Origin of the sequence: Candidatus Accumulibacter aalborgensis, from assembly GCF_900089955.1 — a bacterium.
In the GTDB taxonomy this organism is placed as follows: Bacteria; Pseudomonadota; Gammaproteobacteria; order Burkholderiales; family Rhodocyclaceae; genus Accumulibacter; species Accumulibacter aalborgensis.
Window position 1 is genome coordinate 1 of record NZ_FLQX01000079.1, and the last position, 25,975, is coordinate 25,975.

Sequence of the window (25,975 nt, forward strand, 5' to 3'; positions counted from 1 at the left end):
GGCAAGCGCTGCGCTCCGCACCAACCTGCTCGGTACGTGTGGTAGGGGGGCTAAACGCTTACCCCGTTGGTGATGAAGTTCTCCGCGAAGAATTTGTCGCCATCGACCTTGGCTTCGAGAAAATCGGACAAGTCGAGGACGACGTCGCCGCGAAAAGACTTTCGGAAAATCAAGCCGGCCTGAAATTCGCGTGAAATACTTATGGGATGTTTGAGGCGGGCTGGAATTCCAACTTTGCGCACTGGGTGTAACGCTATAATGGACACGCAACGCCTGCGCTATCCGTTGACCTCTCGCCGCATTGCCGATAGCGTTCCTTTCTGGGAATCCGCCGGGATGATTCAACACTCGAAGCACCTCACGTCCTTACTGTGTTCCGCTGGGCTCGTCGTTGGTTTGGGCGGGTGTTCGACGCTCGAAAAACACATCCCTGGAGTCGGTGCGGTAACTTCGGAGACGAGCGGCTCGGCAGCCGTTGAAGGCGTCTTTTACGCCGCCTTGCCCGATCTGCCCTTTCACCGGAGCCCCGGCGGAGCCATCATCAAGCGCCTGCCACAGTACACCAAGCTCTATCGGGATCAACTGGACAGGGGCTTTGCCCACGTGCGCGTCGAATCGACTGGCGAAACGGGATGGGTAGAAAACGCGCAGCTACTCTGGCGTCCGCCGAAGCATAGGCCGCCACAACAAGCTCAAGAACCCACGAGTCAACCGGTGGCCGAGTCGCCTTTGCCGCAAGCGGTCGAGCCGCCGCAGTCGTCGGCACCGCAAGCGGTCGAACCGTCGCCGCATCCAGTCGAACCGCCAACGTCTCCGGCGCCGCAAGCGGCCGAGGTGCCACAGTCACCGTCGCCGCAGCCGGTGGAAGCGCCGCCGCCCTCATCACGCTCACCATCGACCGCGCCTGCGAAGGGCACGGTCGCTCCGTCGATCTTCAATCCCTACTAGCTACCTGCGCCGTCATGAATAGCAACAGCGCAGCGGAGGACTCGCTTCGTCCCGACCCGAGTTCGAAGCGCACTGATCTGGATGTGCCGCTAGTCGCCCTGTGGTCCGTATCGCAACAACGCAAGGCAGCGGTGATCGACGATATCGCCCACGGCTCCATACCCAGGCCGCTGTACTACGTGTTGCTACTCGTATCCGCGGGCATCGCTGCCTTCGGCTTGCTCGCCAACAGCGCGGCGGTGGTCATCGGCGCCATGCTGGTCTCACCGCTGATGGCGCCGATCTTCGGCATTGCCCTGGCGCTTTCCCGCGGCGATTTGCGTCTGTTGCGCAACGCATTGATCGCCGAGTTCGGTGGCGTACTGCTGATCATCGCGTTTGCCCTGGTCCTGGGTCTGTTGCCGTTTGCTTTGGAAGTGACGCCGGAAATGCTGGCGCGCACCAAGCCGTCCTTGCTCGATCTGTTCGTGGCAGCCCTGGCTGGCCTCGCCGGTGGCCTGGCGCTGGTCGATGAGCGGACCAGTCCGGCGTTGCCGGGGGTGGCGATTGCCACCTCGTTGACGCCGCCACTCGCCACCTCCGGTCTGTCTTTGGCGTTCGGCGCGTACGATGGCGCCTGGGGAGCCTTCCTGCTGTTCTTTGCCAACTTTCTTGCCATACTCGCCGTCTCCGCCGCGATCTTCATTCTGGCCGGGTTCGTTACCCGCGCGGAGATTGGCACACGGACCGACTTCTTGAAGCGCTTTTCCGCTGCCGGCATCGGCCTGCTCGCCGTTGCCGCCATCCTCACCCGCCAACTCGTCGCCACCATTGATGACTGGCGCCTCAACCAGTCGATCGTCACCACCATCGAGCACTCCCTTGCGGATGATGCCGGTGCCCGGCTTTCGAGGATTGTCTATGATCAGGCGGCGGACGGCTCGGTCAGTGTACTGGCAACGGTCAATTCGCCGCGATCATTCTCACCGCAGAAGGTCAAGGCCATGCAGCAAGCCGTTTCGGGAAAGGTCAATCGGCAGATCAGCCTGTTCGTCAGATGCGCCATCACGCACGATGTAGCGGCAGCAGGTTCGGCAAACCTGCTGCCGACCGTCAACCTCGACGGCCACTTCATTGCCGCCAGCGTGACGGCCAATGTACGGATGACGGAAACTGCCGAGCAGGTTCTCCGGGAACTGGTGAGCTATCGTCAGGCCTTCGAATTGCAAGACGTACAACTCGTCCAATTGCCGACTGGCCCGGTGATCGTTGCCACTGCGTCGGGTAGCCGTCCGCCTGTTTCGTCACAAGTCAAGATTGCCGAAGAAACGATTCGCAAGCGGCTCAACGACCCAACCGCCACCCTGCTGGTGCGCGCCGCGACGACCAGCGACATCACGACGAAGGGGCGCGTGCTGCTTGGTGACGCGCTGTTCGCACCGATGACCGCAGCCGACCGAGCCGTTCAGCAGGATCTTGAAACGCGTGGCAAGACCGAACTGGAGCTGATCGCGAATACCTTCGTCAATAGCATTGATGCGGCGAAGTCTGCAAACGGATGGGAAGTGCGGGCGGAAGTGGTCAGCGCCGAGGTGCTGCGGCCGGCCAACGTGGACAGGGTGGAAAAGAGCCTTGCCAAGATTGCTGGTACTTCCATCGCGCTTTCCGTACTCACGCCAAACGGCCTGATAGTCGGGCCAAAGAGTTTCACCACGGTGCAACGCTCAATCGAGCAGGGACTCGCCCGCCAGCGCGCCAGCCTGGATCAGACAGAACGAACCCATCAGTCGAATTAAGCGAACCTGCTGTTGCACCGACTCTAGGGTGTCTTGCGCGTTCGTGGTGAGTAAGCGTCCAGCGCACCCACCTCTGGGTGCGCTGGACGCTTACGGCCGACGTGACAGGGTATGCTGGCGCCGGTTCTGAAGTCAAACGGGTCGGTCAAGTGGCCTGAAGACCCCCTGAAAAATCTTCTTGCCTTGTTCGAGCTGCACCACCTGGCCGGTCATCTCGACCGGGACGAGGCGGCCGTCGCCATTGACGACCTCGCCGCGGACCGCTTCGCCTTTTTCCGCTTTGCCCCGCAGCGTGCACAATTCGCGCACCTGACGGTCGTCGCCGGCGGCATGCAGTTCGCTCTGCAGAACGCCGAGCAGTTGCTGCACACGCCGCCCGAAGAGTCTTTCCGCCTGTGGGTTGGCGTCGAGAATATGCCCTGTGTGACCGTCGGAGATGACGATTGCGTCACGCGCACCGGTGAACAATGCGCGTCGAAGATTGTTGGCATCGCGCAGTTCGCCCTCGACGACGACGAGCTGCGATTGCAGCAGCGCCAGGCTGACCAGGCTGGCGATGGCCTGCGCAAACAATCGTTGCATCGAGGTCCACGCCGAGTGCGGACCGACGCGCTCGATACAGAGGACCCCCTGCAAATCCCCATTGACATGAATCGGCGAGTTGATGACCGCACTGATGCCATTCATCAGCAGGTAGTGGTCAGCGAATTCCTGCGTGCATGGATGCACCAGGGCATTGTCGGCGACAATCGGTTCGCCGCGCGCCAGTGCCCGGAAGTATTCCGGATAGTGCGCGGCGTGCAGCGTCACGCCACTGCTGTGACGGTTGCGGGAAAGCTCGTAGAGGTCGATGCACTCAAGCGTCGCACGCTGGGCCGTCAGGCCCCACAGACTGGCGCGCTCGATGTCGAGTATCCGACCCGTCGCAGCGGTGAGCTGGCGCAAGGTCTCGTCCAGGCTGCCGCCGGCAAATCCCTTTCTGGACAACTGCGCAAACGCGCCCTGCAAGTCAAGGGAACTCGATAGGGGTTTTAGAGGTGGCAGCATTGAAGATGAGTTGAAGGAGGGCAATATTGAGATCCCGTGATGCCCGCTGGCGGGTGGACGCACTTGCCAAAACAGCGCTCATCGTACGTGCGCGGATGCCCGGTGGGGTATGCGGTAAATCACGGAACGGCGGCGTTTCCGCAATTCCCTGGTCACAAAAGACGTACAGGCTGCGCCGGGAGCGCTTGCTATAATCCGCACTTTGCCAAGAATCCAGCCATGCTCAAGCTTCGATCCTTATTGCTCATTCTGCTCTGCCTTCCCGTGCTCGCCGCCGCCCAGCAATTGCCTGTTCCGCCGGTGTTGGCCGCCAAGTCATGGTTGCTGGTCGAAGTCTCTTCAGGCCAGGAACTCGCCTCGCAAGCGGCTGACCAGCGCCTGGACCCGGCGTCGCTGACCAAGCTGATGACCGCCTATCTGACCTTTGCGGCGCTCAGGCAGGGAACGATCAAGATTGATCAGGCCGTTCCGGTGTCCCAGAAAGCCTGGAAGACCGGGGGGTCGCGGATGTTCATCCAGGTCGGCACGCAGGTCAAGGTCGAGGACCTGCTCAAGGGTATGATCGTGCAATCAGGTAACGATGCCTGTGTCGCACTTGCCGAGGCGATTGCCGGCGACGAGGAGAACTTCGCGCAGATGATGAATCGCGAGGCACAGCGACTGGGCATGAAGGAGTCGAGCTTCCGCAACGCGAGCGGCCTGCCTGATCCGCAGCATTACACGACGGCGCGTGACCTGGCGACCCTGGCGGCCGCGCTGATTCGTGACTTTCCCGAGGACTACGCCAAGTACTACGCGCTGAAGGAGTTTCGCTACAACAACATCACGCAACCGAACCGCAATCGTCTGCTCTGGATAGACCCGACCGTTGATGGTCTGAAAACCGGTCACACCGAAGCGGCTGGCTACTGTCTGGTTTCGTCGGCGAAACGCGGTTCGCGTCGCCTGCTGTCGGTGGTGCTTGGCGCTGCGTCTGACAAGGTACGCGCCCAGGAGTCACTCAAGCTGCTCAGCTACGGCTTTCAGTTCTATGACGCCGTGCAGTTGTACGCCAGGAATGAAGCGGTCTCGACGCTGCCAGTGTGGAAAGGTCAGGAAAACGCGGTCAAGATCGGCTTCGCCAACGACTTCGTGGTCGTCGTTCCCAAGGGCTTCGCGCCGAAAATCAAGACCGAGCTGATCCCGCAACAGCGGCTGATGGCGCCGCTGGCGCAGGGGCAAGTGCTGGGCACCCTGAAGGTCAGCCTCGATGGCAAGCCTTTCGGCGAATACCCGCTGCTGGCGCTTGAAGCGGTACCGAGCGCGGGAATTGTCGGCCGGATGGTCGACACCGTCCGGCTGTGGTTCAACTAGCCGCCGGATGTTGGCGACCGCGTACTGCGTGGCGGGCGTCGGACGGTCGTGGTTCGCCGACCGATGGCCGGCAGAGCGTAGGACGGCCGATGTCTGAAGACGGGGAAAGCCTGTTCGAATTCCCTTGCCCGTTCCCGCTCAAGATCATGGGACTGGCCGATGACGCGCTGGCGCAGACGGTGCTTGATGTCGTTCTGCGCCACGCACCGGATTTCGACGGTGCGACGATGGAAATGCGCGCCTCATCGGGCGGCAAGTATGTCAGCCTCACCTGTACCATTACCGCAACCAGCAAGGCGCAGCTCGACACGCTGTACCGGGAACTGACCGGTCATCCCCTGGTCAGAATCGTCCTGTGAGTGTTGCTCCGATGCGCGTCGGGGGAGGGGCGATGGCTGGCGAGGCAGGCCTGGATGCTGAACTTCTGCCGGCGAGCAGTGGTGAGCGCTGGCCGCTGCTGATACGCCACCTGGGCCGCACCGACTACCAGCAGACCTGGCGGGCGATGATCGACTTCACCGCCTTGCGCACGGAAGAAACGGCCGACGAATTATGGTCCTGCGAGCACGCGCCGGTGTTCACCCTCGGCCAGGCGGGCAAGCCCGAGCACCTGCTCGCCGACATCGGCATCCCGCTGGTGAAGAGCGATCGGGGTGGTCAGATCACCTACCACGGCCCCGGTCAGGTGGTGATTTATCTGCTGCTGGATCTGGCCAGGAGGTCGCTGAAGGTGCGCGAGCTGGTGACCGCCATTGAGCAGGCGGTCATCGACCTCCTTGCCGAGCAGGGCGTGACGGCCGGGCGGCACGGCGGCGCGCCGGGTGTCTATGTCGGGCCGGCGAAGGTCGCGGCGCTTGGCCTGCGGGTGCGGAAGAGCGCTTGCTATCACGGCGTCAGCCTCAACGTCGATATGGATCTGTCGCCTTTCGCGGCCATCAATCCCTGCGGCTACGCTGGCATGCCGGTCACACAGACGAGGGACCTCGGTATTTCGTTGACCCCATCGCAGGCGGCTGCGGCGTTGCTGAGGCGCCTCGGAGCACAACTGGAGCGCAAGCAATGAGCATTCAAAATGAAGATCACGAGGCCATCCGGCCGCCAGCCAGAGTTGCCGGGGTCAAGGAAAAGGGCGAATTGAAGACTTCCCGGATTCCGATCAAGATCGTCCCGCAGGCGCCACAGCGCAAGCCCGACTGGATTCGCGTCAAGGCTGGTAACGATGCCGGTCGCTTTGGCGAAATCAAAAAGATGCTGCGCGAGCAGAATCTGCACACCGTTTGCGAAGAAGCTGCCTGCCCCAATATCGGCGAATGCTTCGGGCGCGGCACAGCGACCTTCATGATCCTCGGTGACCTCTGCACACGCCGCTGCCCGTTCTGCGACGTGGGCCATGGCAAGCCGCTGCCGCCGGATGTCAACGAACCGGCCAATCTTGCCGACAGCGTGGCCCGGCTCAGGCTGCGCTACGTGGTGATCACCAGCGTCGACCGCGATGACCTGCGCGACGGTGGCGCCCAGCACTTTGTCGATGTCATCACAGAGGTCCGTCGGCGGTCGCCCGGGACGATCATCGAAACGCTGGTTCCCGACTTCCGGGGACGCATGGAGGTCGCCATCGACGTGCTCGGACAGGCTTTGCCCGACGTACTCAACCACAACATGGAAACGGTGCCGCGCCTCTATCGGCAGGCGCGTCCGGGAGCCGACTACGCGCATTCGCTGGCTTTCCTGAAAACCTTCAAGGCGCGCTATACGCAGGTGCCGACCAAATCGGGAGTGATGGTCGGCCTCGGCGAAAGCGATGACGAGGTCCTCGATATCCTGCGCGACCTGCGCGCCAACGACGTTGAAATGTTGACCATTGGCCAGTACCTGGCACCGTCGAGCCACCACCTGCCGGTAGAGCGTTACGTGCATCCGGAGGTCTTCAAAATGTACGAACGCGAGGCACTGGCGATGGGTTTCACTGGCGCCGCGTGTGGGCCGATGGTACGTTCGAGCTACTGGGCCGATGTGCAGGCGCACACCGCCGGTGTCGCCTGAGACGCTGCCGCCACGAGCGTGGATCAGTTGTAGCGCATGAAGCGCGTCGGATAGCGCGCCGTGGCCCAGGCCAGGGCCAGGTATTTGGTCGTCTTGCCGACCCCGACGGCGACCAGGATGCCCAGCGTCGACACGTCGGCGAGGGCGCAGAAGAGCAGCGCTGGTGTCTGCGGTAGCGGTGATCCGGCAATGATCAGCATGGCCACCAGGCCCCATTGCTGCAGCCAGTCGCTGACCAGTCGCCAGGCCTCGCAGTGCACCAGTTCCGGGTAGTGCGAGACGACAAACGCCTCGCCCAGGTGCTGGAAGATCTCGACCAGCACAGCCGCGCCACAGCCACTGGCAATGCCGCTGAGCAGGCCGAGCGCACACCAGCGCCTGGGGGCCAGCAGCACCGCGGGGACCAGTACGGCGACGAACGGGAAGCTGAAGGTGATCGTTGCCGCAAAGGCGATCGCCGTGACCACCAGTGAATAGTAGCGATGGGCGACGCTGCGCAGCAGCAGTCGTCGCAGCCCGTCGGGAACAACGTGCGTTTTCATTTCGGCAGGGCCTCCTGGCGGCAGCTTCTCGCTGACGGCGGCATGGGGCGATTGGGGCGCCAGCGTGATGGTTGGGGGGTTGTGCGCACGATAGTCCGCAGGATATGCTTACGCAGCATCAAGTCATTGATCCATCTCAACTGCCGGTGGGAGAAACTTTATCATGCGTCCTGGTGGACGAATAGTCATCGGTCTTGATCAGGGCAGCGAACTTTGCTGGCCGCCTTGACGGGCTCACCGCGCCCGCACTCAGTGAAGCGCGCGCTTGCCCTGCTGGCTTTGCTGGTGTCCGGACTCGCTCGCGGCGAACCCGCCCCTTCTCTCGGGACAGCGCGCGAACGCTCCGAGGCGCCGCCGATCATTTCCGGCCGAGCCAGCTTCTACAGTTCAGCTTTCTCGGGGCGCAAGACCGCTTCCGGCGAGCACTATCACCACCGCCTCATCTCGGCGGCGAGCAGCCGCTTTCCCCTGGGTACGATCGTCGCCGTGCGCCGCGTGTTGTCTGCGCGTTGTGTCGTGGTCACCATCAATGACCGCATGGGCCATCGGCATCGCGTCATCGACCTGTCGCGTGAGGCCGCCGTGCGTCTGGGAATGATTGACGCGGGGGTCACCGATGTCGAAGTGGTTGCCCTGCCGAAATACCTGATCGGACACGAAAACGCCTGCACCCTGGCGTTCATGCCACCCGTGCACCTGCGTGCCGACGAGTGGTAGGATGAGCGACTTCTCGACACGGGGAGGAGATGATGGACGAGATGCTTGAAAGCGGAGTGGCCAAAGGCAAGAAATCCGTTGCGCTCTCCGGTGTGGTGGCCGGCGATACGGCGATCTGTGCCGTTGGGCGCGCTGGCAATGACCTCTATTACCGGGGCTACGACGTCATCGCTCTGGCCGAGCACGCCACCTTCGAAGAAGTGGCCTATCTGCTGCTCTACGGGCGGCTGCCGACCTTGACTCAGCTCAACCAGTACAAGAAGAAGCTCAAGACGCTGCGCGGCTTGCCGGTGATGCTGCGGCCGGTGCTCGAGAACCTGCCGGCGTCGGCACACCCGATGGATGTCCTGCGCAGCGGCTGTTCGGCGCTGGGAACGATCCTGCCCGAGGCGCAGGACCACAATCCCGGCGCGGCACGCGAAATTGCCGATCGGCTCATTGCCGGTTTCGCTTCGATGCTGCTCTACTGGTATCACTGGTCGCACAACGGTCGGCGCATTGAAACCGAAACCGATGACGATTCGATCGCCGCGCACTTTCTGCACCTGTTGCGGGGCCGGGCACCGACGCCGCTGCACGCCAGTAGCCTCGACAAGTCGCTGGTGCTGTATGCGGAGCACGAGTTCAACGCCTCGACTTTTGCCGCGCGGACCATCGCCGGTACCGGCGCCGACATCTATGCGGCCATCAGTGGTGCCATCGGAGCGCTGAGCGGGCGCCGCCACGGCGGTGCCAACGAGGTGGCTTTCGAGATTCAGAGCCGCTACAACGACGCCGAGCACGCCGAGCAGGACATCCGCCGCCGCCTTGAGAGCCGGGAGATCATCATCGGCTTCGGCCACCCGCTGTACACCCTCGCCGATCCACGCCACAGGGTGATCCGTGCCGTTGCCCAACAATTGTGCACCGATGGCGACAATCCGGTGCTCTTCGACATTGCCGGTCGCATCGAGGCGGTGATGTGGGAGCAGAAGCGAATGTTTCCCAACGTCGACTGGTTCTCGGCTGTGGTCTATCACATGCTGGCGGTCCCGACACCGATGTTTACGCCCTTGTTTGTCGTTGCCCGGACCAGCGGCTGGGCAGCGCACGTCATCGAGCAGCGCGTCGACGGCAAGATCATTCGTCCTTCGGCCAACTATGTCGGGCCGGAGCCGCAGGAGTTCATCACCGTCGCGCAGCGCACGTGAGGCGCTTTCTGCGTCGAGGCTCGGCCAGCCGGCAACCGACGGTACGGCCTTTCCGTTCCTCGCGGCGGCGCGACAGAGCACCAAGAGAAACGCCATGAGCACGCACCTACCGGGCACGCGCCCTGATCCGGACAAGGTCCTGGTCGATATCGCCGACTATGTTCTAAACTTTCAGGGGGCGCCGAGGAGTTCCTTCGAGACCGCGCGCTACTGTCTTATCGACGCGCTTGGCTGCGGACTGGACGCACTCAACTACCCCGCCTGTACCAAGCTCCTTGGACCGATCATCCCGGGCACGGTGGTCCCCAACGGTGCCCGAGTTCCGGGTACCGGGTTTGCCCTGGACCCGGTGCTCGCGGCCTTCAACATCGGCACGCTGATTCGCTGGCTCGATTTCAACGATACGTGGCTGGCAGCAGAATGGGGTCATCCCTCCGACAATCTAGGAGGTATTCTCGCCACTGCCGACTGGCTGTCGCGGACGCGTGTGGCCAGCGGCCAGGCACCACTGCAGATGCAGCAGGTACTCGAAGCGATGATCAAGGCTTACGAGATTCAGGGAGTGCTGGCCCTCGAGAACAGTTTCAATCGCGTCGGGCTGGACCACGTCGTGCTGGTCAAGGTGGCGACCGCTGCGGTATGCACCTGGCTGATGGGTGGCGGACGCGAGCAGATCATCAACGCTGTCTCGCAGGCTTTCGTCGATGGCCAGCCCTTGCGCGCCTATCGCCATACTCCCAACACCGGTTCGCGCAAGTCCTGGGCCGGCGGCGATGCGAGCGCTCGCGGCGTCCTTCTGGCGCTCTTCTCGATCAAGGGAGAAATGGGCTACCCGTCGGTGCTGACCGCCAGGACCTGGGGTTTCTACGACGTGCTGTTCGGGGGGCAGGGGTTCAGCGTGCCGCGACCGTACGCTAATTACGTGATCGAGAACGTGCTCTTCAAGATCAGTTTTCCGGCCGAGTTTCATGCCCAGACGGCGGTCGAGTGTGCGGTCAGACTGCATGCGCAGGTTTCTGGACGACTCGCGGCGATCGACAGAATCGTCATTCGCACGCACGAATCGGCGTTGCGGATCATCGACAAGAGGGGTCCGCTGCACAATCCGGCCGACCGCGACCACTGCCTTCAGTACATGGTCGCTTTTGCCCTGATCAATGGCCGACTGACAGCCGAAGCCTACGAGGACGAGGCGGCGGCCGATCCGCGCATCGACGCGCTGCGCGCCAGGATCGAAGTCATCGAGGAGACTGCTTTCTCAAAAGACTATCTGGATCCGGAAAAACGTTCGATCGCCAACGCGATGCAGGTATTCTTTGCCGACGGCAGCCGGACTGCCGAACTGGTTTCGGAGTATCCGCTCGGACACCGTCGGCGACGCGTCGAAGGTATCCCGGTACTGATCGAGAAGTTCAGGAACCACCTGGCGCGCCGCTTTCCCGTCGGCCAGCAGGAGGCCATCCTGAAGTCTTCGCTGGACCTGGAAGGCCTCGGAACATTGCCCGTCAATGATTACCTGGGCCAGTATGTCGCCTGAGCTCCTTCCCCGGACCACGGCCTTCGCCGAGGCCGTCGTGCGGCGCCTGCGCGGCCGCAACGGCCGGCTGGTGGCTCTCGATGGACTGGCCCACATTCCCGTGCCGGTGGCAGGCATCCGGACGCTGTCGGGGCCTGACGAATTCCGCGCCACACTGCTCGGACTGATCTCCAGGGCCAGCAAGCGAATCATGATCACGACGCTCTATCTGCAGGATGACGATGCCGGCCGAGAGGTACTGTCGGCCTTGTATGCTGCCAAAGCTACGCGACCGGCGCTACGGATCGCGGTCTTCGTCGATTGGCACCGCGCCCAGCGCGGCTTGGTCGGCCAGGGCGCCAGCGCCGGCAATACGGCCTTGTACACCGAGATGGCTCGTCGCCTGGGTCCTGGCGTGCCGATTTACGGCGTGCCGGTGCACAGTCGAGAGTTGATGGGCGTCATGCACCTGAAGGGCTTGGTCATCGACGATTCGGTTCTCTACAGTGGCGCCAGCATCAACGATGCCTATCTGCATCGCCACCAGCGTTACCGCCTCGATCGCTACCACCTGATCGACAGTCGTCCCTTGGCTGACAGCATGGCCGATCTGGCGACCGAGGTCTTGCGACCGAGCCCGGCGGTTGGCTCTGTGGATGACGCAGTGCGGCCGAAGACGGCAGCGCTGCGCAGCGCCATCGGCAAGTTCCGCAGGCTGCTGGCGAACAGCAACTACCGCCTGGTGTCGGGGGTGATTCGCGAGGGCCAGGTGGGCATCACGCCGCTGCTTGGTTTTGGTCCGCGCGGCAATCAGCTCAATGCCGTGATTCTGCAACTGATCCGGCGCGCCGAGCGACGCCTGGTTCTTTTCACGCCCTATTTCAACCTTCCGGGCCCTGTTCGCCGGGCGCTCGAAGACAGGCTCCAGCAACGCTGCCGGGTCACCATCGTCGTCGGCGACAAGACCGCGAACGACTTCTACATCCCTCCTGACGAGCCTTTCACGACCATCGGCGCACTGCCGTACCTCTACGAGGGCAACCTGCGCCGTTTCTGCAAGACGCACCAGGATGCCGTCGACCAGGGCCTGCTCAACCTGCACCTCTGGCGCCACGAAAAGCACAGCTTTCATCTGAAGGGACTGCTGGTAGATGACGACTGCGCGTTGCTCACGGGCAGCAACATCAATCCGCGCGCCTGGCGTCTGGATCTGGAAAACGCACTGCTGATCCACGATCCGCAGAGTCGTCTGGTCGTGCAGCACGGGGATGAACTTGAACGCATCCTGGCGCACACGCGGCGGCTTGATCACCACCACGCTCTAGACGCCGTCGATACTTATCCCTTGCCCGTCCAGCGGCTGCTCAAACGCCTCGCCCGGACCCGCGCCGACCGCCTGGTGAATCAGGTACTCTGACTGTCCCGGTCATCGGGTGGGTCCTTGTGCCGCTGCCTGCCGAGCGAACTGCGGACAGCGCCGATCGCTTTGACGCCAAGGAGCGTCAAAGCGCCAGCGACGATTCCCACGATCACGTCGAGCAGGAGCGGCGTCAGCGCCTCGAGGACGCCGCCCACGCCGGCCACCGTGCCGGCAAGGTCGCCAGCGTGCTCGACCCCGTGATGCAGCGGCGGGATGCCGTGGGTCAGGATGCCACCGCCGACCAGGAACATCGCTGCCGTGCCGATCACGGTCAGCGCTTTCATCAGGCGCGGCGCGGCCAGAAGCAGTGCCCTGCCGATCGCTCGCGCCGCTGTGCTGGTCTGCGTGAGCAGGTGGAGGCCGAGGTCGTCCATCTTGACGATTCCGGCGACGACGCCATAGACGCCGACGGTCATGATCATCCCGATCGCCGACAAGACCGCGACCTGCGTGGTGAAAGATGTGTCGGCGACGGTACCGAGCGCGATGACGACGATTTCGGCCGAGAGCACGAAGTCGGTACGGATCGCTCCCTTGATCTTGTCGGCCTCGAACGCCGCCAGGTCGACATCTTCGTCGGCCAGCGCTGAGCGGTCGGCATTCGCGGTGCCTGGCGCTGCGAAGCCAACGACTCCGGCGGCAGGCGCTGCGCAGTCGCGGTCACCATCGGCCGGCGCTGCCGAGTGTTCACCGCCTTGCGCACCGTCATCGGTGGTGCCATGAAGCCACTTGTGGGCCAGTTTCTCGACCCCTTCGAAACACAGGTAGAGGCCGCCGAGCATCAGCAGCGGCGTCACCGCCCAGGGTGCGAAGCGGCTGATCGCCAGTGCCGCCGGGACGAGGATCAGCTTGTTCTTCAGCGAACCGACGGCGACTGCCCAGACCACCGGCAACTCGCGCTCGGCTCGTACGCCTGACACCTGTTGCGCGTTCAACGCCAGATCGTCGCCGAGTACGCCAGCGGTTTTCTTGGCTGCTACCTTGGTCATCAGGGCGACATCGTCGAGCACCGTCGCGATATCATCGATCAGGGCAAGCAGGCTGGCTCCGGCCATTGAGGGCTCCCGTTCTGAGGAAGAGCTACCGACGTCGCAGCCGCGGGCAGCGAAAGACGCCGATTCTACCCCTTCGCGCGCCGGCGTTCGCTCGGTCGATCGACCCGAGACTGGCGCAGCGGCAGGACTTGGCGGTATCCTGCCCGTCTCGCTCGCCGCGATCACACCCCACACCACTCACACCTACCCACTGGAGACCATCGTGCCTGCACTGCTGCCCCAACCTGATCCCGAAGGTTTGCTGGAATATTCGGTGGTCTATACCGACCGCGCGTTGAATCACATGTCGCAGCGCTTCCAGGGCGTGATGAAGGACATCGCGCGAATTCTCAAGACGGTCTACAACGGCGAGACCGCAATCATCGTTCCGGGCAGCGGGACCTTCGGCATGGAAGCCGTCGCGCGTCAGTTCGCCACCGACACAAAGTGCCTGGTGATCCGCAACGGCTGGTTCAGTTTTCGCTGGACGCAGATTTTCGACATGGGCCGGATTCCGGCGGCGAGCATGGTCATGAAAGCACAGCGTCTTGGCGACGAAACTCAGTCGCCTTTCGCGCCACCGCCGATCGACCAGGTCGTCGCCCGTATCCACGCCGAAAGGCCGGCGGTCGTTTTCGCGCCCCACGTCGAGACCGCCTCCGGGATGATCCTGCCCGATGACTACCTGCGTGCCGTCGGCGAAGCCGTGCGCGCCGTAGACGGCCTTTTCGTTCTCGATTGCGTTGCTTCCGGAGCGGTGTGGGTCGACATGGTTGCCAACCAGGTCGATGTGCTGATCAGCGCTCCCCAGAAATGCTGGGCCGGCTCACCCTGCTGCGCGCTGGTCGTTCTTGGCGAGCGGGCACGCGCCCGGATAGACGCGACGACGAGCACCAGCTTCGCCTGCGACCTGAAGAAGTGGATGCAGATCATGGACGCTTTCGAAAATGGCAGCCATGCCTATCACGCGACGATGCCGACCGACGCCCTGGCCGCCTTGCGCGAGGTGATGCTCGAAACCGAGCACTACGGTTTCGACCGCGTACGCCAGGAGCAGCAGGAACTCGGCCGCCGGGTACGCGAGATGCTCACCGCCAGAGGCTTCAAAAGCGTCGCCGCGGAAGGCTTCCAGGCGCCGGGCGTGGTGGTGAGCTATACCGACGACCCGGAAATCCAGTCGGGCAGGAAATTCGTTGCCATCGGCGTCCAGACGGCTGCCGGCGTGCCGCTGCAATGCGACGAGCCAGCCGACTTCCGCACTTTCCGCATCGGCTTGTTCGGGCTGGAGAAGCTGCACAACCCCGCGCGCACCGTGCAGAGTCTTGCCGACGCGCTCGACGCGGTCATGCACTGAACCCGCATGCCAACGCTCAACTGGATCGGCAAGGAAGCCGTCGTCAAGCATCACCGGGAAGTGCCGTTCCGTTTGCTCGATCCGGTTCCGGAACGGTCGTGCGGCGCCGCCGACAGCGGTAACCTGATCGTTCAGGGCGACAACCTGGATGCACTCAAGGCGCTGCTGCCGCGCTACGCCGGGCAGGTCAAGTGCATCACCATCGACCCGCCTTACAACACCGGCAATGAAGGCTGGGTGTACAACGACAACGTCAACAGCCCGGAGATTCGCCGCTGGCTGGGCGAGGTGGTCGGCAAGGAAGGCGAGACGCTCGATCGACACGACCGCTGGCTGTGCATGATGTATCCGCGGCTGGTGTTGCTGCGTCAGTTTCTGCGCGACGATGGTTCGATCTGGATCTCGATCGACGACAACGAGGTGGCGACGCTGCGTTTGTTGATGGATGAGATTTTTGGGGCGAAGAATTTTGTCGCGACGGCCATATGGAACATGATGGACAGCCCAAAAAATAGCGCGCGCCATCTGAGCGAAGATCACGAGTACGTTGTTCTGTATGCGGCTAACAAAGACCATTGGACGCCAAACCCGCTACCACGTACTGAGGCGATGGTTGCTCGCTACAAGAATCCTGATCGCGACCCAAGAGGCCCGTGGTTGCTCAGTGATCTGGCGGCGCGGAATTTCTATGCACAGGGCCGATATCCGATTACAACGCCATCAGGAAAAGTCGTCGATGGTCCCCCGTCCGGCAGCTATTGGCGTGTAAGCGAGGAGAAGTTCTGGGAACTGGATCGGGACAATCGAATCTGGTGGGGCAAAGCCGGTAGTAATCGTCCCGGCATCAAGCGCTTCCTGAGCGACGTAAAGGACGGTGTGGTCCCGAGAACGCTATGGCCTTGGCAGGAAGTGGGGAGTACGCGTCACTCGAAGCAAGAAATCAGCCAGGTTCTCAATCTCGGCGCATCCAGCGATCTCTTCGTTACGCCGAAACCTACCGCGCTGATCCAGCGCATCCTGCAAATCGCCTCGGACAAGGACTCACTGATTCTTGACTCCTTCGCCGGTTCCGGTACCACCGGCCACGCAGTTCTGAAACAGAACGCCGAAGACGGCGGCAGCCGCCGGTTCGTCCTGGTCGAGATGGACGACGGCATTGCCCGCAAGGTCACTGCCGAGCGCATCAGGCGTGCGGCCACGGGCTATACCAATGCCAAGGGGCAAGCGGTCGACGGTCTGGGCGGCGGTTTCCAGTTTTGCCGCCTGTCGGCCGAACCGCTGTTCGCCGCCGATGGCCAAATCCGCCCGGACGTGACCTTCGCGCAACTGGCCGAGTTCGTCTGGTTGGCCGAGACTGGCACCGGCTACAGCGGACGCGGCGACTCGCCCTTGATCGGCGTGCAAGAGGGCAGGGCGATCTATCTGCTGTACAACGGCATCCTGAAGGATCAGTCGCTCGGTGGTGGCAACGTGCTGACCGGGCCGGTCCTCGATGCACTGCCCGAGTTCGCCGGCCCGAAAGTGATCTACGCCGCCGCCAATCGCCTCGGCACGCGCGCTGCACGTGAGGGCGTGACCTTCAGGCAAACTCCTTACGCGCTGGAGGTGTAGATGAAAAGGCCTCTCGAATCGGCAAACAATTCGGATTTGCGCGGTTCCTGGAACGTGCTGTTGCGGGCAGCGCGTGTAGCGAGAGAACCCGCTATCCTCACCAACACTGACCATCTCATCGTTCATGATAGGAGTGTAAACATGAATCTGCCTGACGCCATTGATGCCCACGTGCGTGCACTGCCGGTGGACTTGCAGCGGGAAGCGCTCGACTTCGTTGCTTACCTCGAAAAGCGCTACCATATCCAAGCGATGGATGCTCCCAGCTTGACAACGAGTGCCTTTATCAAGCGGTTTGCCGGCTGCCTCGGCGATGATTTTCCGGACAACGTCGACGATACCGATCTCGGATGCGATGCTCCCAGGGAGTCGCTCGAATGAGCGGCTTTCTGCTCGATACCAATGCTTGGATTGGCTTGCTGAAGGGACATCCAGTGATCGCTGCGGGGGTAGGCCGTGCGGGGATCGATGCGCTTTTTCTGTGCGCTCCGGTGTGGGCAGAATTGTGGTTTGGCGCTTGCAAAAGCCAGCGCATTGCCGAGAATCAGGCGCGCATCAGGGAACTGATGATCCATATACAGAGCCTGCCATTCGATGATCGCGCGGCCGAACACTGCGGTGATATTCGCGCGCTGCTGGCGCGCGAGGGCCGTCCCATCGGTCCCTACGACCTGCAAATTGCGGCGATTGCCCGTGCGGGAGGGCTGTGTGTCGTGACGCGCAATATTTCGGAATTCTCGCGAGTGCCAGGTTTGTCCATTGAAAACTGGCAGGATGATGCATGACCGGCTTTGCCCCGAAAACCTACCAGTCGCAGGTGCTCGAAAGCATCGATACGTATTTCCGCTCATGCCACGAGCAGCGTTCGCCCTCGCTGGCGTTCACGGCGACGACCGAGCGCCTCTGGGGCCGCGGGCTGGCCTACCACCCGCTGTCCGGCTTTCCGGCCGACATGCCGTACTTCTGTCTGCGCGTGCCGACCGGCGGCGGCAAGACCTGGCTGGCGGCGAAGAGCGTGGCACTGGTCAACACCCACCTGCTGCATTGCGAATACAGCGTCATCCTGTGGCTGGTGCCGAGCAAACCGATCCGTGACCAGACGCTGCGCGCGCTGCGGGATCGCCGACATCCCTACCATGCCGCCTTGCGCGACGCCGGTCCGATCACGGTGATGGATCTGGAAGACGCCAAGAGCGTCACCCGCGCGACGCTCGATACCTCGACGGCGATCATCGTCGCCACGCGGCAGGCGTTTCAGGTCGAGGACGAAGAGTGCCGCAAGGTGTACCAGTCGAGCGGCGCGTTGATGCATCACTTCGAGCACCTCGCGGCGGCCCAGCGCGACGCGCTGCTCAAGGACAGCGAAGGCGCCGGACAGACGACGCCGTATGCACCCTGTTCGCTGGCCAATGTGCTGCGTCTGCGGCGGCCTTTCGTCATTGTCGATGAAGCGCACAACAGTCGCACCGAACTTGCTTTCGACATGCTCGCTCGCTTCCGCCCCGGGGGCGTGATGGAGCTGACGGCAACCCCCGATCTCGAACGGACGCCGTCGAACGTGCTGCACAGCGTTTCGGCCGCCGAGTTGAAAGCGGAAGAGATGATCAAGTTGCCGGTAGTGCTGGAAACCGAGCCTAATTGGCAGCAGTGCCTCGCCGACGCGATCGGCCGCCGCGACGCCCTGCACCAGCTCGCCGATCAGGAGCGCCGCGCCGGAGCTGCCTACCTGCGCCCGATCGTCTTGATTCAGGCCGAACCGCACCGCAGCGGTGTCGAGACACTCGACGTCGAGCGCGTGCGCGATGAACTGATCGGCAATCACCGGATACCGGCCGACGAGATCGTCGTCGCTACCGGCGAGGAAAAGGGGCTCGAGAAGATCGACGCCGATCACCAGCTCGGCATTGCCGACCCGGCCTGCCCGGTGAAATACGTCATCACCCAGCGGGCGCTGGCCGAGGGCTGGGATTGTCCGTTCGCCTACATCCTGGTCAGCATGGCCTCGCTGCATTCGGCGACGGCCGTCGAACAGCTCCTCGGGCGAGTGCTGCGCCAGCCGGGCGCCAGCCGCCGGTCTGACGCAGCACTCAATCAGTCGTATGCCTTCGTGGTGTCACGCAATTTTGCCGAAACGGCGAGCGCGCTGCGCGACCGCCTGGTCGCCGGGGCGGGCTTCGAACGGCGCGAGGTGGGCGAATTCGTCACCGCCGCCAGGGCCGAACAGGCCAGGCTCGATCTCGACGGACACGGTGGGCGCGTCGTCGTGCATCCGGTGCCGGTGACGCTGTCGGAAAAGCCTGATCTCAAGGCTCTGTCGAAGCCGCTGCGCAACAAGCTGAGCTGGGATGTCAGGCTGAACACGCTATTGATCACCGCGCCCTTGACCGAGGAAGAGACCGCAGCGCTGACCGGGTCGGTCAGATCAGAAGCCGCCGTCGCGGCGATCGTCGAGGCGGCCGAGGTCAGCCGCACGACGGCTCTCGAGTTCTTCCATACACCTGCAGAAGTCGGTGACCGTTTTCAGGTCCCGCAGCTCGCGCTGCGCTGGCAAGGTGAATTCAAGCTCTTCGACGACCCAGAGCTGCTGGAATATCCGTGGGACCTTTCGCTCTACGATGCGCTGCCGACCAGCGATGAGCTGAGCGTATTGAGCGCCGGTCTGCAAGTCTCCGAGGGTGGCGAGATCGATGTCGAGGCCGGCTCGGGGCGCGTGGTTTCACGTTTTCTGCCGGAACTGCAACGCGATCTCGGCCTCGCCTATCAGCCTGAGAACTGGAGCGAGCTGCGCCTGGCGGCCTGGTTGTGCCGCAACCTTCCGGAGCCGTCGCTCACGCATGCCAGCAAGCAGGCCTTTGTCGCCGCCTGGCTGAGCGAATTGCTCGGCGCGGAAAAGCTGACGCTCGGTCGCGCCAATTTGCAGAAGTTCCTGATCCGCAAGCTGATCGAGGCACGCATCAGCGCCCTGCGCAAGCAGGCCGTCGGCAAAGCCTTTCAACAAGCCTTGTTCGCTGGTGACGCCGCTTCGCGCGTCGCCGTCAGCGAGGTCTGCGTCTTCGACTTCCACCCGCAGGCCTATGCGCCGAGCCGTGACTATGACGGACGCTTTGGCCGCTTCGATTTCCGCAAGCATTATTACGGTCGGCTCGGCGACTTCGATAGCGCCGACGAATTCGCCTGCGCTTGCTGGCTGGATACGCAGGCGCAGAAAGGGCGCATCCGGCACTGGCTGCGCAATCTGGTGCGGCGCGAGGGCTGCTCGTTCTTCCTGCAAAAAGCCGATGGCCGTTTCTATCCTGATTTTCTCTGCCAACTGCCGACCGGCGTCGTGCTGGCAGTCGAAACCAAGGGCGCCGACCGCTGGACCGCCGCCGCTGACGATCGACTGATCGGCGGGCTGTGGGCCGAGCTTTCGGATGGCCGCTGTCGTTTCGTGATGGTCAAGGACAAGCGCTGGGACGCCGTCGAGGCATTGCTGTCATGACCCTAGACTATGCGACCCTCGAACTGCTGCGCCAGAGTCATCCGGCGTGGCGCTTGCTGCGCTCGGAGCACGCGCCACTGGTGGCGAGCTTTCTGCAGCGCGTGTTCGTCGCGCCGAACGTTCGCGTGATGGCCCAGGCCGACCTCGCCGAGGCGCTCGAAGACGAGCTCTTTGCCTTGCGCGACCGCCTGGGTAGCGAAGCCTTCCCGCGATCGGCGCTCGATTACCTCAACGACTGGGCGGCCAATGACAAGGGCTGGTTGCGCAAGTTCTACGCGCAGGGGTCGGATGAACCGCATTTTGACCTGATGCCGGCGACCGAAAAGGCGATCGCCTGGCTGGGGACGCTCGCCGAGCGCAGTTTCGTCGGCACCGAGTCGCGCTTGCTGACTCTGTTCGAGTTGCTCAAACAGATGAGCGAGGGCAGCGAGACCGACCCCGAGGCGCGTGTTGCCGAATTGCAGCGGCGGCGCGACGAGATCGATGCCGAGATCGCCCGCGTGCTGTCCGGTGACCTGCCGATGCTCGACGACTCGGCGCTGCGCGATCGCTTTCAGCAGTTCATCGCCATGGCACGCGAACTGCTGGCCGACTTTCGCGAGGTCGAACACAACTTTCGCGGCCTCGATCGACGCGTGCGCGAACGCATCGCCCTGTGGGAAGGCGCCAAGGGAGCCCTGCTCGAAGAGATCATGGGCGAACGCGATGCGATTGCCGACTCCGACCAGGGACGGAGCTTCCGCGCCTTCTGGGACTTCCTGATGTCCAGCCGCCGGCAGGAAGAGCTGACCGCGCTGCTCGAGCGTGTGCTTACCCTGCCGGCGGTCGCCGAACTCCGCCCCGACGCGCGCACACGCCGCGTGCACTACGACTGGCTCGAGGCTGGCGAGCACACGCAGCGTACCGTCGCCCAGCTCTCGCAGCAGTTGCGCCGTTTTCTCGACGACCAGGCATGGCTCGAAAACCGGCGCATCATGGATATCCTGCACGGCATCGAGGCCAAGGCACTGGCCTTGCGCGAGACGCCTCCGGTGGGCGTCGTGATGAGCATCGCCGATACCGCCGCCGACATCGAATTGCCCATGGAGCGGCCGCTGTATACGCCGCCGATCAAGCCGTCGATCGCCGACCTGGCGCTCGAGTCGGCGGAAGATGACGAGGTCGACGCGGCGGTGCTGTTTTCGCAGGTAGTTGTCGACCGCGCGCAGCTCGCCCGCCACATCCGCCACGCGCTGCAGGAGCGCACGCAGGTGACCCTGCGTGAACTGTGCGAGCTGCGACCACTTGAGCATGGTCTTGCCGAACTGGTGGCCTATCTGCAACTCGCCGGCGATTCTTTCAAGTCGGTGGTCGACGAAGGTGTGACCGAGCTGATCGTCTGGCGCGGCAGCGGAGCCGATGGCCAGCAACACAGCAGGCAGGCGCGGCTGTCGCGGGTGATATTCGTGCGCTGAGTGGGGGATGGGTCAAGCTGAGCGCCGGGAACCGGTGCTCAGTGGCTGCTCCGGCGCCGGCTCCAGAAACGCTCCATCAGCGGCTTGACGCTGATTCCGTGGACCAGAATCGACAGCGTCACCACAATCAGGGTCATGTGGATGAGTTCGAGCGCGAGTTCCTGCGGCAGCCCGTGCTCGATCGCGTACATCAGGTAGTAGAGCGAGCCGATGCCGCGGACGCCGAACCAGCCGGCCAGGCCGCATACCCGCCACGAACTTCCGGATCCCAGCAGTCCCACCAGAACACTGAGCGGGCGGGCGACAGCAAACAGGAACGCGGCGAGTCCGACCGCGCGCCAACTCCACGAGTCGAGGAACAGCGTGCCACCGATCAGCAGGATCAGCAGCACCTCGGACAGCCTTTCGAGGTGCTCCTTGAAGACCAGCGAACCGACGCTGACCGAAGGCAGGGCTTCGGGTTCGGCAGCGGCGATCTTCTTCTCTGGACGGTCGGGCAATCCCGCCGGCGACGGCGAGGCGTCGCCTTGCGCCAGCCGATGTTCGGTCTGCCGCAAGGCGACGGCGGCGAAGAATACCGCCAGGAAGCCCCAGGCGCTGAGCATCACGCAGACGCCGTAAACCACGCCGATCAGGCCGAGCCCGAGGAAATCGTCCATCAACGGGTACTCATCGCTGGCGCCGCGCAGGCGCCTGGCGAGATGGGCCAAGGCGACGCCGAAGAGCACGCCGATGGCGATTCCCGCAGCCGTGGCCCACACGATGTCGACCAGCGCCCAGCGCAGACAGAGGTCGCCCAGCGCATGCAGGCCAAGCAGTCCGAGGCCGAGCATCACCAGCGGGAAGGCCGTACCGTCGTTCATTCCGGCCTCGCAGGTGAGCGTGAAGCGCAGGCGGTCGCGGTCGCCGGGATGGCGGATCTGAACGTCGGTGGCGAGCACCGGATCGGTGGGCGCGACGATCGCCCCGAGCAGCACCGCGGCGCCCAGCGGCAGGCCGAGCAGATAGTGGGAAAACGCGGCGACCAGGCCGACCGTCACGGTCATCGATACCACAGCGAGCTGGATCGGTGCCCGCCAGTTCGGCAGGCTGACCGGCAGCGGCATCTTGACTCCTGCCGCGTAGAGCGAGATCAGCACCGCCGCCTCGGTCAGGACCTCAAGCAGCGCCGACTGCTTGAGCGGATTGAAGTGAAACAGGTTCAATACGGTCGGTCCGATCACCAGGCCGACGAGCAGGTAGATGATCGCCGAAGTCACCGGCAGGCGGGCGAGGGTAGCATGGCTCAGCCCCATGGTCAGCAGCAGGCCGCCGACGAGCAGGAACCATTGGGCGTTGTTCATGACCTTGATCCTGGGCAATAGAGGGCGGGAAGCGACTTGTGGCACCGTCGCCTGTGCCGCGCGAAAGCCCCGACGGGGCGGTTCCGCCAGGCTTGCTCGAGCGGCGCTCTCCGGGCGCTCATGATGAAAGCCGATGGACTCCCTACGCGCGCCGCCGGCCGCTGCAACCTACTCGGGGAGTCCGTTGATGAGGAACATGGCCTGCAGGGCATCGTTTGGTTTGCCGAACGGCTCGAACCAACGAGTGAGGATCGGGCTGATCTCACCGGTGCGGTAAAGCCTGGCCAGCGTGCGGTCCACCGCCAGGCGCAAGTCGGCATCCCGGCGCATGGCCAGGCCGTACGGTTCGTAGCTGAACTGCACCGTGGACAGCGCGAAGGCCTGACCCTGCCCGCGCACCAGAGCCGTGGTGATCAACACCGTGCGATCGGCGGCATAGGCCGTCGCGGTCTTGTCCTTCAGCGCCTTCAAGGCGGCATCGTGGTCCACCACCTTGATCAGCAGAACACCGATCTTGCCCGTGCGGATCAGCTCTTCAAGTGTCTTTTCGGTCGTCGTTCCGGCCACCACCGCGACACGCTGTCCCTTGATCGCTTCAACCGACGACGGAGCCTCGCCGTCGCGAAACAACAGGCTGGCACCATCGACGAAGGTCATCAGACTGAAATCGAAGTCGGCGCGACGAGACAGCGTCTGCGTCGTGTTGCCGCACTCGATATCGATCGCGCCGCTCTTCAGCGCCTCGAAGCGGTTCTGTGCCGTCACCGGCACCCAGCGCACGTCGAGCTTCGGCAGACCCAGTTGCTTGCCGAGGTCCTCGGCGACGACCCGGCACAGGTCCACGCTGTAGCCGCGCGGCTGCTTGTCGTCACCGACAAATGAAAAAGGCATCGAGTCCTCGCGGTAACCGAGCTTTAGCGTCCCGGACTGCTTGATCGTGGCCAGGGCCGATTCGGCGGCCATGGCCGGCGTGGCGACAGCCAAGCTGGCGGCAAGCCCGGCGAGGAGCAGGGTTCGTTTGATCATTTTTCTTCCTTGGTGGTGGTGGGGTTCATCGGTGATTCGCAGCGACCGAGCTGATGCGGGCGCGGCAGGTGTCCACAGCAACGGCACATGCCTCCATTCGGCGCCCGATGCGGGCCAATTCGGGGGGACAGTAACATCATTTGCCCATGCCCACACCAACGAGGCGAGATGATCCGAGACTGACACTTCTGCGCTGTGAGCAAGATGTGGATAAGTCCGAAATGGCTTCTCTGTCCCGGAATCCCGCCAGCAACACTGTGCGTAAGCTGTGGGTCAGCCGTGGACATCTGTCCTAGCGCATTCATCAGTATGGGAAAGTTGCCAGCGCCCAAGAATTGGGCGGTGGCGGGCGAGAGAAGCACTGGATGAGGCGTGAAGGCGGAAATTTCCCGGTAGCACCCTTGCCGAATTCAGCATTCGGCAAACAAACTGGGCAGCAGATCGAGTTGATCAAGCAGCGAGAGCGCGACCCGAGGCCCCGCATTGACCACTGCCCGGTCAAGCATTACGAGCAAACTCCGCGTTCAACTCATCGTCATCGAGTACCGCGACTGGCACGCCGGCGCGCCCGGCGGCAAGGAGAAATTCCACTCGTCCCATGCCGCAGAGGCTCCCGAATCTCCGCCGAATCTCCGATCGCCGAGAAACCGTGGCTCAAAAGAGCCGCACCCATTCGTTATGAGGGCAAACGGGCACCCCATTGTTTCATTCACCAAGCGCCAAACTCATCTGCCTTCGGCTTACTTGAACAAGACGGTTTGCGGTACGATGGATAAACTTAAATGATCAGATGAAGGAGCAATCAGTGTCTACTGTAACGTTGGCAGATGCCAAGGCCCGCCTCAGCGACCTGCTCACTCAGGTCGAAGCGGGGGAAGATGTGGTGATCACCAGACGTGGGCAGCCGGTTGCCCGTCTCAGTCAGGTTGAGAAGCCAAAGGAAGCGCTCAAGTCGCTCGCCGACTTCCGAGCAAGGATGCCCCGGTGGCGTAAGCCGAGTGCAGACCTGCTGCGGGAAACGCGCGAGGAGAGCCTTTGAATCTGTATTTCGACACCAGCTTCCTCGCGCCACTCATCCTCCAGGAAGCCACGAGCGCAGCGGTTGAGGAATTCATCGCCGCGCTGCTACCGGAACAACTCTGCATCAGCCAGTGGACGCGGGTCGAATTTGCAAGCCTCGTCGCACGCGAAGTCAGAATGGGAAGCTTCAGGCGGGACGAGGCACTGACGGCCATCGTACAGTTCGACGACATGGTTCTGAGGTTCTGGCCTGTGCTGGTCCCGACGTCGGGGGATTACGAACTGGCCAAGAATTATGTGCAGCGCTTCGAGACCAAGTTGCGCGCTGGAGATGCCTTGCACCTGGCCATCGCTCACAACCACCGAGCAAGTGTCCTCCACACCCTGGACGAGGGATTGCTGAAGGCGGCCGAGTTGGTAAAGGTTCGTGCCTCACGCGGCATCGGGTTGTGATCTCGCCTCAATAGTCGCAGGGGTTCGGGTAGCACGTGCGGGAAAGCCGTGTCACTGTTTTTCCCCCGCTTCTCCGCAAACCGTGGTCTGGCCCGGGTCTGACCCCTAATCTCACTTGCGTAGCCCCGCTTGACTGTTGGAATGTGAGAACTGACCCGTAGCCCCCTGTCATCGGCATCGTTTTCGACCACGCGGGGCACCTGGGTGGGCGACATCATCGTCACCAGGGCGCTGTAGCGGACAGTCAGTGTTGATGGCGTGGTGCCGCACTGTTCGATGCGCCGCGAGAACTTCGAATGGCGCAATGTCTGCGCCAATTCGTCGATCAATGTCGGACTACTGTAGAGCGTAACTTTTCCGTCGATGGCCAGATCGAGCAGGCGGTTCGGATGCCCGGTCCACAGAAGACCAGCGATGACCACATTGGTATCGAGCACCCAGCGCATCAAGCGGCAGTCGGCTTGCGCCGCTCGTGGCGCACGGCCTGCACTTCTTCATTGATCATCTGTGCGATCTCCGGCGTCAGTTCCTCGCGTGGTACGCGTGCCCACATGTCGCGCAAGGCCTCGCCGGCCTGTTTCCTCAACTGCGTATTTCACGCCATCGTGACCGGTGATTTCACCAAAGCGTGACCGGCGTTTCACGAGA

Annotated in this window: 26 protein-coding genes; 19 read left to right on the forward strand and 7 right to left on the reverse strand. The window is 63.1% G+C overall.

Going from position 1 to position 25,975, the window contains the following annotated elements:
- The 3 genes from ACCAA_RS21770 to ACCAA_RS04760 all read left to right on the forward strand — a co-directional run.
- Window positions 1–194, forward strand: a 194-nt coding sequence (locus ACCAA_RS21770; RefSeq protein ID WP_222104799.1) for a hypothetical protein, incomplete at its 5' end; no start/stop codon positions are given.
- A gap of 64 nt (window positions 195–258) precedes the next feature.
- Window positions 259–948 (forward strand): hypothetical protein, encoded by a 690-nt coding sequence (locus ACCAA_RS04755; protein ID WP_186406089.1) that lies wholly within the window; start codon window positions 259–261, stop codon window positions 946–948.
- 14 nt (window positions 949–962) lie between these two features.
- Window positions 963–2,723 carry a DUF389 domain-containing protein gene (locus tag ACCAA_RS04760; protein ID WP_186406090.1) on the forward strand — a complete coding sequence of 587 codons (1,761 nt, stop codon included), beginning with the start codon at window positions 963–965 and terminating at the stop codon, window positions 2,721–2,723.
- Between the two features lie 132 nt (window positions 2,724–2,855).
- On the opposite strand, the gene ACCAA_RS04765 is transcribed toward ACCAA_RS04760, so the two are convergent.
- Window positions 2,856–3,770 (reverse strand): GAF domain-containing protein, encoded by a 915-nt coding sequence (locus ACCAA_RS04765; RefSeq protein ID WP_186406091.1) that lies wholly within the window; start codon window positions 3,768–3,770, stop codon window positions 2,856–2,858.
- Window positions 3,771–3,989: 219 nt separating this feature from the next.
- Between ACCAA_RS04765 and ACCAA_RS04770 the strand changes: the two genes are divergently transcribed.
- The 4 genes from ACCAA_RS04770 (at window position 3,990) to lipA (ending at window position 7,166) form a co-directional block, all read left to right on the forward strand.
- The gene (locus ACCAA_RS04770) at window positions 3,990–5,123 is read left to right on the forward strand and encodes a D-alanyl-D-alanine carboxypeptidase family protein (RefSeq protein WP_186406092.1); all 1,134 of its coding nucleotides are present in this window, start codon (window positions 3,990–3,992) and stop codon (window positions 5,121–5,123) included.
- A gap of 89 nt (window positions 5,124–5,212) precedes the next feature.
- The gene (locus ACCAA_RS04775) at window positions 5,213–5,482 is read left to right on the forward strand and encodes a YbeD family protein (RefSeq protein ID WP_186406093.1); all 270 of its coding nucleotides are present in this window, start codon (window positions 5,213–5,215) and stop codon (window positions 5,480–5,482) included.
- 32 nt (window positions 5,483–5,514) lie between these two features.
- On the forward strand, window positions 5,515–6,186 hold the full coding sequence (gene lipB, locus ACCAA_RS04780) for a lipoyl(octanoyl) transferase LipB (RefSeq protein ID WP_186406094.1): 672 nt from the start codon (window positions 5,515–5,517) through the stop codon (window positions 6,184–6,186).
- Window positions 6,183–7,166: a lipoyl synthase gene (gene lipA, locus ACCAA_RS04785; protein ID WP_186406095.1), complete on the forward strand. Its 984-nt coding sequence runs from the start codon at window positions 6,183–6,185 to the stop codon at window positions 7,164–7,166. The genes lipB and lipA overlap by 4 nt, the downstream gene beginning before the upstream one ends.
- A gap of 23 nt (window positions 7,167–7,189) precedes the next feature.
- Here the strand turns inward: lipA and ACCAA_RS04790 are convergent, their stop codons facing one another.
- Window positions 7,190–7,708, reverse strand: a complete 519-nt coding sequence (locus ACCAA_RS04790; protein ID WP_186406096.1) for a YqaA family protein — start codon at window positions 7,706–7,708, stop codon at window positions 7,190–7,192.
- A 252-nt stretch (window positions 7,709–7,960) separates the two neighbouring features.
- Here ACCAA_RS04790 and ACCAA_RS04795 point away from each other — a divergent pair, with 252 nt between their 5' ends.
- The 4 genes from ACCAA_RS04795 to pssA all read left to right on the forward strand — a co-directional run bounded on the left by ACCAA_RS04795 (window position 7,961) and on the right by pssA (window position 12,548).
- Entirely contained in the window at window positions 7,961–8,425 is a 465-nt protein-coding gene (locus ACCAA_RS04795) for a septal ring lytic transglycosylase RlpA family protein (protein WP_186406097.1), read from the forward strand.
- A gap of 41 nt (window positions 8,426–8,466) precedes the next feature.
- Window positions 8,467–9,615 carry a bifunctional 2-methylcitrate synthase/citrate synthase gene (gene prpC / locus ACCAA_RS04800; RefSeq protein WP_186406098.1) on the forward strand — a complete coding sequence of 383 codons (1,149 nt, stop codon included), beginning with the start codon at window positions 8,467–8,469 and terminating at the stop codon, window positions 9,613–9,615.
- A gap of 94 nt (window positions 9,616–9,709) precedes the next feature.
- Window positions 9,710–11,152 carry a bifunctional 2-methylcitrate dehydratase/aconitate hydratase gene (locus ACCAA_RS04805; RefSeq protein WP_186406099.1) on the forward strand — a complete coding sequence of 481 codons (1,443 nt, stop codon included), beginning with the start codon at window positions 9,710–9,712 and terminating at the stop codon, window positions 11,150–11,152.
- Entirely contained in the window at window positions 11,142–12,548 is a 1,407-nt protein-coding gene (gene pssA, locus ACCAA_RS04810; RefSeq protein WP_245754439.1) for a CDP-diacylglycerol--serine O-phosphatidyltransferase, read from the forward strand. Before ACCAA_RS04805 ends, pssA begins: the two co-directional genes overlap by 11 nt.
- Here pssA and ACCAA_RS04815 read toward each other — a convergent pair.
- Entirely contained in the window at window positions 12,536–13,606 is a 1,071-nt protein-coding gene (locus ACCAA_RS04815; RefSeq protein ID WP_186406100.1) for a DUF808 domain-containing protein, read from the reverse strand. The genes pssA and ACCAA_RS04815 overlap by 13 nt on opposite strands.
- 202 nt (window positions 13,607–13,808) lie before the next feature.
- Here ACCAA_RS04815 and ACCAA_RS04820 point away from each other — a divergent pair, with 202 nt between their 5' ends.
- The 6 genes from ACCAA_RS04820 (at window position 13,809) to ACCAA_RS04845 (ending at window position 21,485) form a co-directional block, all read left to right on the forward strand.
- Window positions 13,809–14,939 carry a pyridoxal-phosphate-dependent aminotransferase family protein gene (locus ACCAA_RS04820; protein WP_186406101.1) on the forward strand — a complete coding sequence of 377 codons (1,131 nt, stop codon included), beginning with the start codon at window positions 13,809–13,811 and terminating at the stop codon, window positions 14,937–14,939.
- A 6-nt stretch (window positions 14,940–14,945) separates the two neighbouring features.
- Entirely contained in the window at window positions 14,946–16,550 is a 1,605-nt protein-coding gene (locus ACCAA_RS04825; protein ID WP_186406102.1) for a site-specific DNA-methyltransferase, read from the forward strand.
- 141 nt (window positions 16,551–16,691) lie between these two features.
- Window positions 16,692–16,931 (forward strand): DUF2281 domain-containing protein, encoded by a 240-nt coding sequence (locus tag ACCAA_RS04830; protein WP_186406103.1) that lies wholly within the window; start codon window positions 16,692–16,694, stop codon window positions 16,929–16,931.
- On the forward strand, window positions 16,928–17,335 hold the full coding sequence (locus ACCAA_RS04835) for a type II toxin-antitoxin system VapC family toxin (RefSeq protein ID WP_186406104.1): 408 nt from the start codon (window positions 16,928–16,930) through the stop codon (window positions 17,333–17,335). Before ACCAA_RS04830 ends, ACCAA_RS04835 begins: the two co-directional genes overlap by 4 nt.
- Window positions 17,332–20,031: a DEAD/DEAH box helicase gene (locus tag ACCAA_RS04840; RefSeq protein ID WP_186406105.1), complete on the forward strand. Its 2,700-nt coding sequence runs from the start codon at window positions 17,332–17,334 to the stop codon at window positions 20,029–20,031. Before ACCAA_RS04835 ends, ACCAA_RS04840 begins: the two co-directional genes overlap by 4 nt.
- Window positions 20,028–21,485 carry a DUF3375 domain-containing protein gene (locus ACCAA_RS04845; RefSeq protein ID WP_186406106.1) on the forward strand — a complete coding sequence of 486 codons (1,458 nt, stop codon included), beginning with the start codon at window positions 20,028–20,030 and terminating at the stop codon, window positions 21,483–21,485. Before ACCAA_RS04840 ends, ACCAA_RS04845 begins: the two co-directional genes overlap by 4 nt.
- 38 nt (window positions 21,486–21,523) lie before the next feature.
- On the opposite strand, the gene ACCAA_RS04850 is transcribed toward ACCAA_RS04845, so the two are convergent.
- Together ACCAA_RS04850 and ACCAA_RS04855 are read right to left on the reverse strand one after the other, a co-directional pair.
- Window positions 21,524–22,828: a cation:proton antiporter gene (locus ACCAA_RS04850; RefSeq protein WP_186406107.1), complete on the reverse strand. Its 1,305-nt coding sequence runs from the start codon at window positions 22,826–22,828 to the stop codon at window positions 21,524–21,526.
- A gap of 168 nt (window positions 22,829–22,996) precedes the next feature.
- Window positions 22,997–23,854, reverse strand: coding sequence for an amino acid ABC transporter substrate-binding protein (locus tag ACCAA_RS04855; protein WP_186406108.1), 858 nt, complete (start codon window positions 23,852–23,854; stop codon window positions 22,997–22,999).
- A gap of 805 nt (window positions 23,855–24,659) precedes the next feature.
- Between ACCAA_RS04855 and ACCAA_RS04860 the strand changes: the two genes are divergently transcribed.
- On the forward strand, window positions 24,660–24,893 hold the full coding sequence (locus tag ACCAA_RS04860; RefSeq protein ID WP_186406109.1) for a type II toxin-antitoxin system Phd/YefM family antitoxin: 234 nt from the start codon (window positions 24,660–24,662) through the stop codon (window positions 24,891–24,893).
- The gene (locus tag ACCAA_RS04865) at window positions 24,890–25,327 is read left to right on the forward strand and encodes a type II toxin-antitoxin system VapC family toxin (protein ID WP_186406110.1); all 438 of its coding nucleotides are present in this window, start codon (window positions 24,890–24,892) and stop codon (window positions 25,325–25,327) included. The genes ACCAA_RS04860 and ACCAA_RS04865 overlap by 4 nt, the downstream gene beginning before the upstream one ends.
- Here the strand turns inward: ACCAA_RS04865 and ACCAA_RS22700 are convergent.
- A complete protein-coding gene (locus ACCAA_RS22700; protein WP_425394454.1) occupies window positions 25,228–25,773 on the reverse strand; it encodes a putative toxin-antitoxin system toxin component, PIN family in 546 nt (181 codons plus the stop codon). The genes ACCAA_RS04865 and ACCAA_RS22700 overlap by 100 nt on opposite strands.
- Window positions 25,773–25,913, reverse strand: coding sequence for a hypothetical protein (locus ACCAA_RS04875; protein ID WP_186406112.1), 141 nt, complete (start codon window positions 25,911–25,913; stop codon window positions 25,773–25,775). The genes ACCAA_RS22700 and ACCAA_RS04875 overlap by 1 nt, the downstream gene beginning before the upstream one ends.
- Between the last annotated feature and the right edge of the window lie 62 nt (window positions 25,914–25,975).

What these genes read in the sequence shown, in the direction of transcription:
- pssA (WP_245754439.1), top strand. Translation starts at nt 11,142, where the DNA reads ATGTCGCCTGAGCTCCTTCCCCGGACCACGGCCTTCGCCGAGGCCGTC.
- ACCAA_RS22700 (WP_425394454.1), bottom strand. Translation starts at nt 25,773, where the DNA reads ATGCGCTGGGTGCTCGATACCAATGTGGTCATCGCTGGTCTTCTGTGG.
- ACCAA_RS04845 (WP_186406106.1), top strand. Translation starts at nt 20,028, where the DNA reads ATGACCCTAGACTATGCGACCCTCGAACTGCTGCGCCAGAGTCATCCG.
- ACCAA_RS04855 (WP_186406108.1), bottom strand. Translation starts at nt 23,854, where the DNA reads ATGATCAAACGAACCCTGCTCCTCGCCGGGCTTGCCGCCAGCTTGGCT.
- ACCAA_RS04850 (WP_186406107.1), bottom strand. Translation starts at nt 22,828, where the DNA reads ATGAACAACGCCCAATGGTTCCTGCTCGTCGGCGGCCTGCTGCTGACC.
- lipA (WP_186406095.1), top strand. Translation starts at nt 6,183, where the DNA reads ATGAGCATTCAAAATGAAGATCACGAGGCCATCCGGCCGCCAGCCAGA.
- lipB (WP_186406094.1), top strand. Translation starts at nt 5,515, where the DNA reads ATGGCTGGCGAGGCAGGCCTGGATGCTGAACTTCTGCCGGCGAGCAGT.
- ACCAA_RS04835 (WP_186406104.1), top strand. Translation starts at nt 16,928, where the DNA reads ATGAGCGGCTTTCTGCTCGATACCAATGCTTGGATTGGCTTGCTGAAG.
- ACCAA_RS04775 (WP_186406093.1), top strand. Translation starts at nt 5,213, where the DNA reads ATGTCTGAAGACGGGGAAAGCCTGTTCGAATTCCCTTGCCCGTTCCCG.
- ACCAA_RS04790 (WP_186406096.1), bottom strand. Translation starts at nt 7,708, where the DNA reads ATGAAAACGCACGTTGTTCCCGACGGGCTGCGACGACTGCTGCTGCGC.
- ACCAA_RS04830 (WP_186406103.1), top strand. Translation starts at nt 16,692, where the DNA reads ATGAATCTGCCTGACGCCATTGATGCCCACGTGCGTGCACTGCCGGTG.
- ACCAA_RS04805 (WP_186406099.1), top strand. Translation starts at nt 9,710, where the DNA reads ATGAGCACGCACCTACCGGGCACGCGCCCTGATCCGGACAAGGTCCTG.
- ACCAA_RS04755 (WP_186406089.1), top strand. Translation starts at nt 259, where the DNA reads ATGGACACGCAACGCCTGCGCTATCCGTTGACCTCTCGCCGCATTGCC.
- ACCAA_RS04840 (WP_186406105.1), top strand. Translation starts at nt 17,332, where the DNA reads ATGACCGGCTTTGCCCCGAAAACCTACCAGTCGCAGGTGCTCGAAAGC.
- ACCAA_RS04770 (WP_186406092.1), top strand. Translation starts at nt 3,990, where the DNA reads ATGCTCAAGCTTCGATCCTTATTGCTCATTCTGCTCTGCCTTCCCGTG.
- ACCAA_RS04760 (WP_186406090.1), top strand. Translation starts at nt 963, where the DNA reads ATGAATAGCAACAGCGCAGCGGAGGACTCGCTTCGTCCCGACCCGAGT.
- ACCAA_RS04765 (WP_186406091.1), bottom strand. Translation starts at nt 3,770, where the DNA reads ATGCTGCCACCTCTAAAACCCCTATCGAGTTCCCTTGACTTGCAGGGC.
- ACCAA_RS04815 (WP_186406100.1), bottom strand. Translation starts at nt 13,606, where the DNA reads ATGGCCGGAGCCAGCCTGCTTGCCCTGATCGATGATATCGCGACGGTG.
- ACCAA_RS04825 (WP_186406102.1), top strand. Translation starts at nt 14,946, where the DNA reads ATGCCAACGCTCAACTGGATCGGCAAGGAAGCCGTCGTCAAGCATCAC.
- prpC (WP_186406098.1), top strand. Translation starts at nt 8,467, where the DNA reads ATGCTTGAAAGCGGAGTGGCCAAAGGCAAGAAATCCGTTGCGCTCTCC.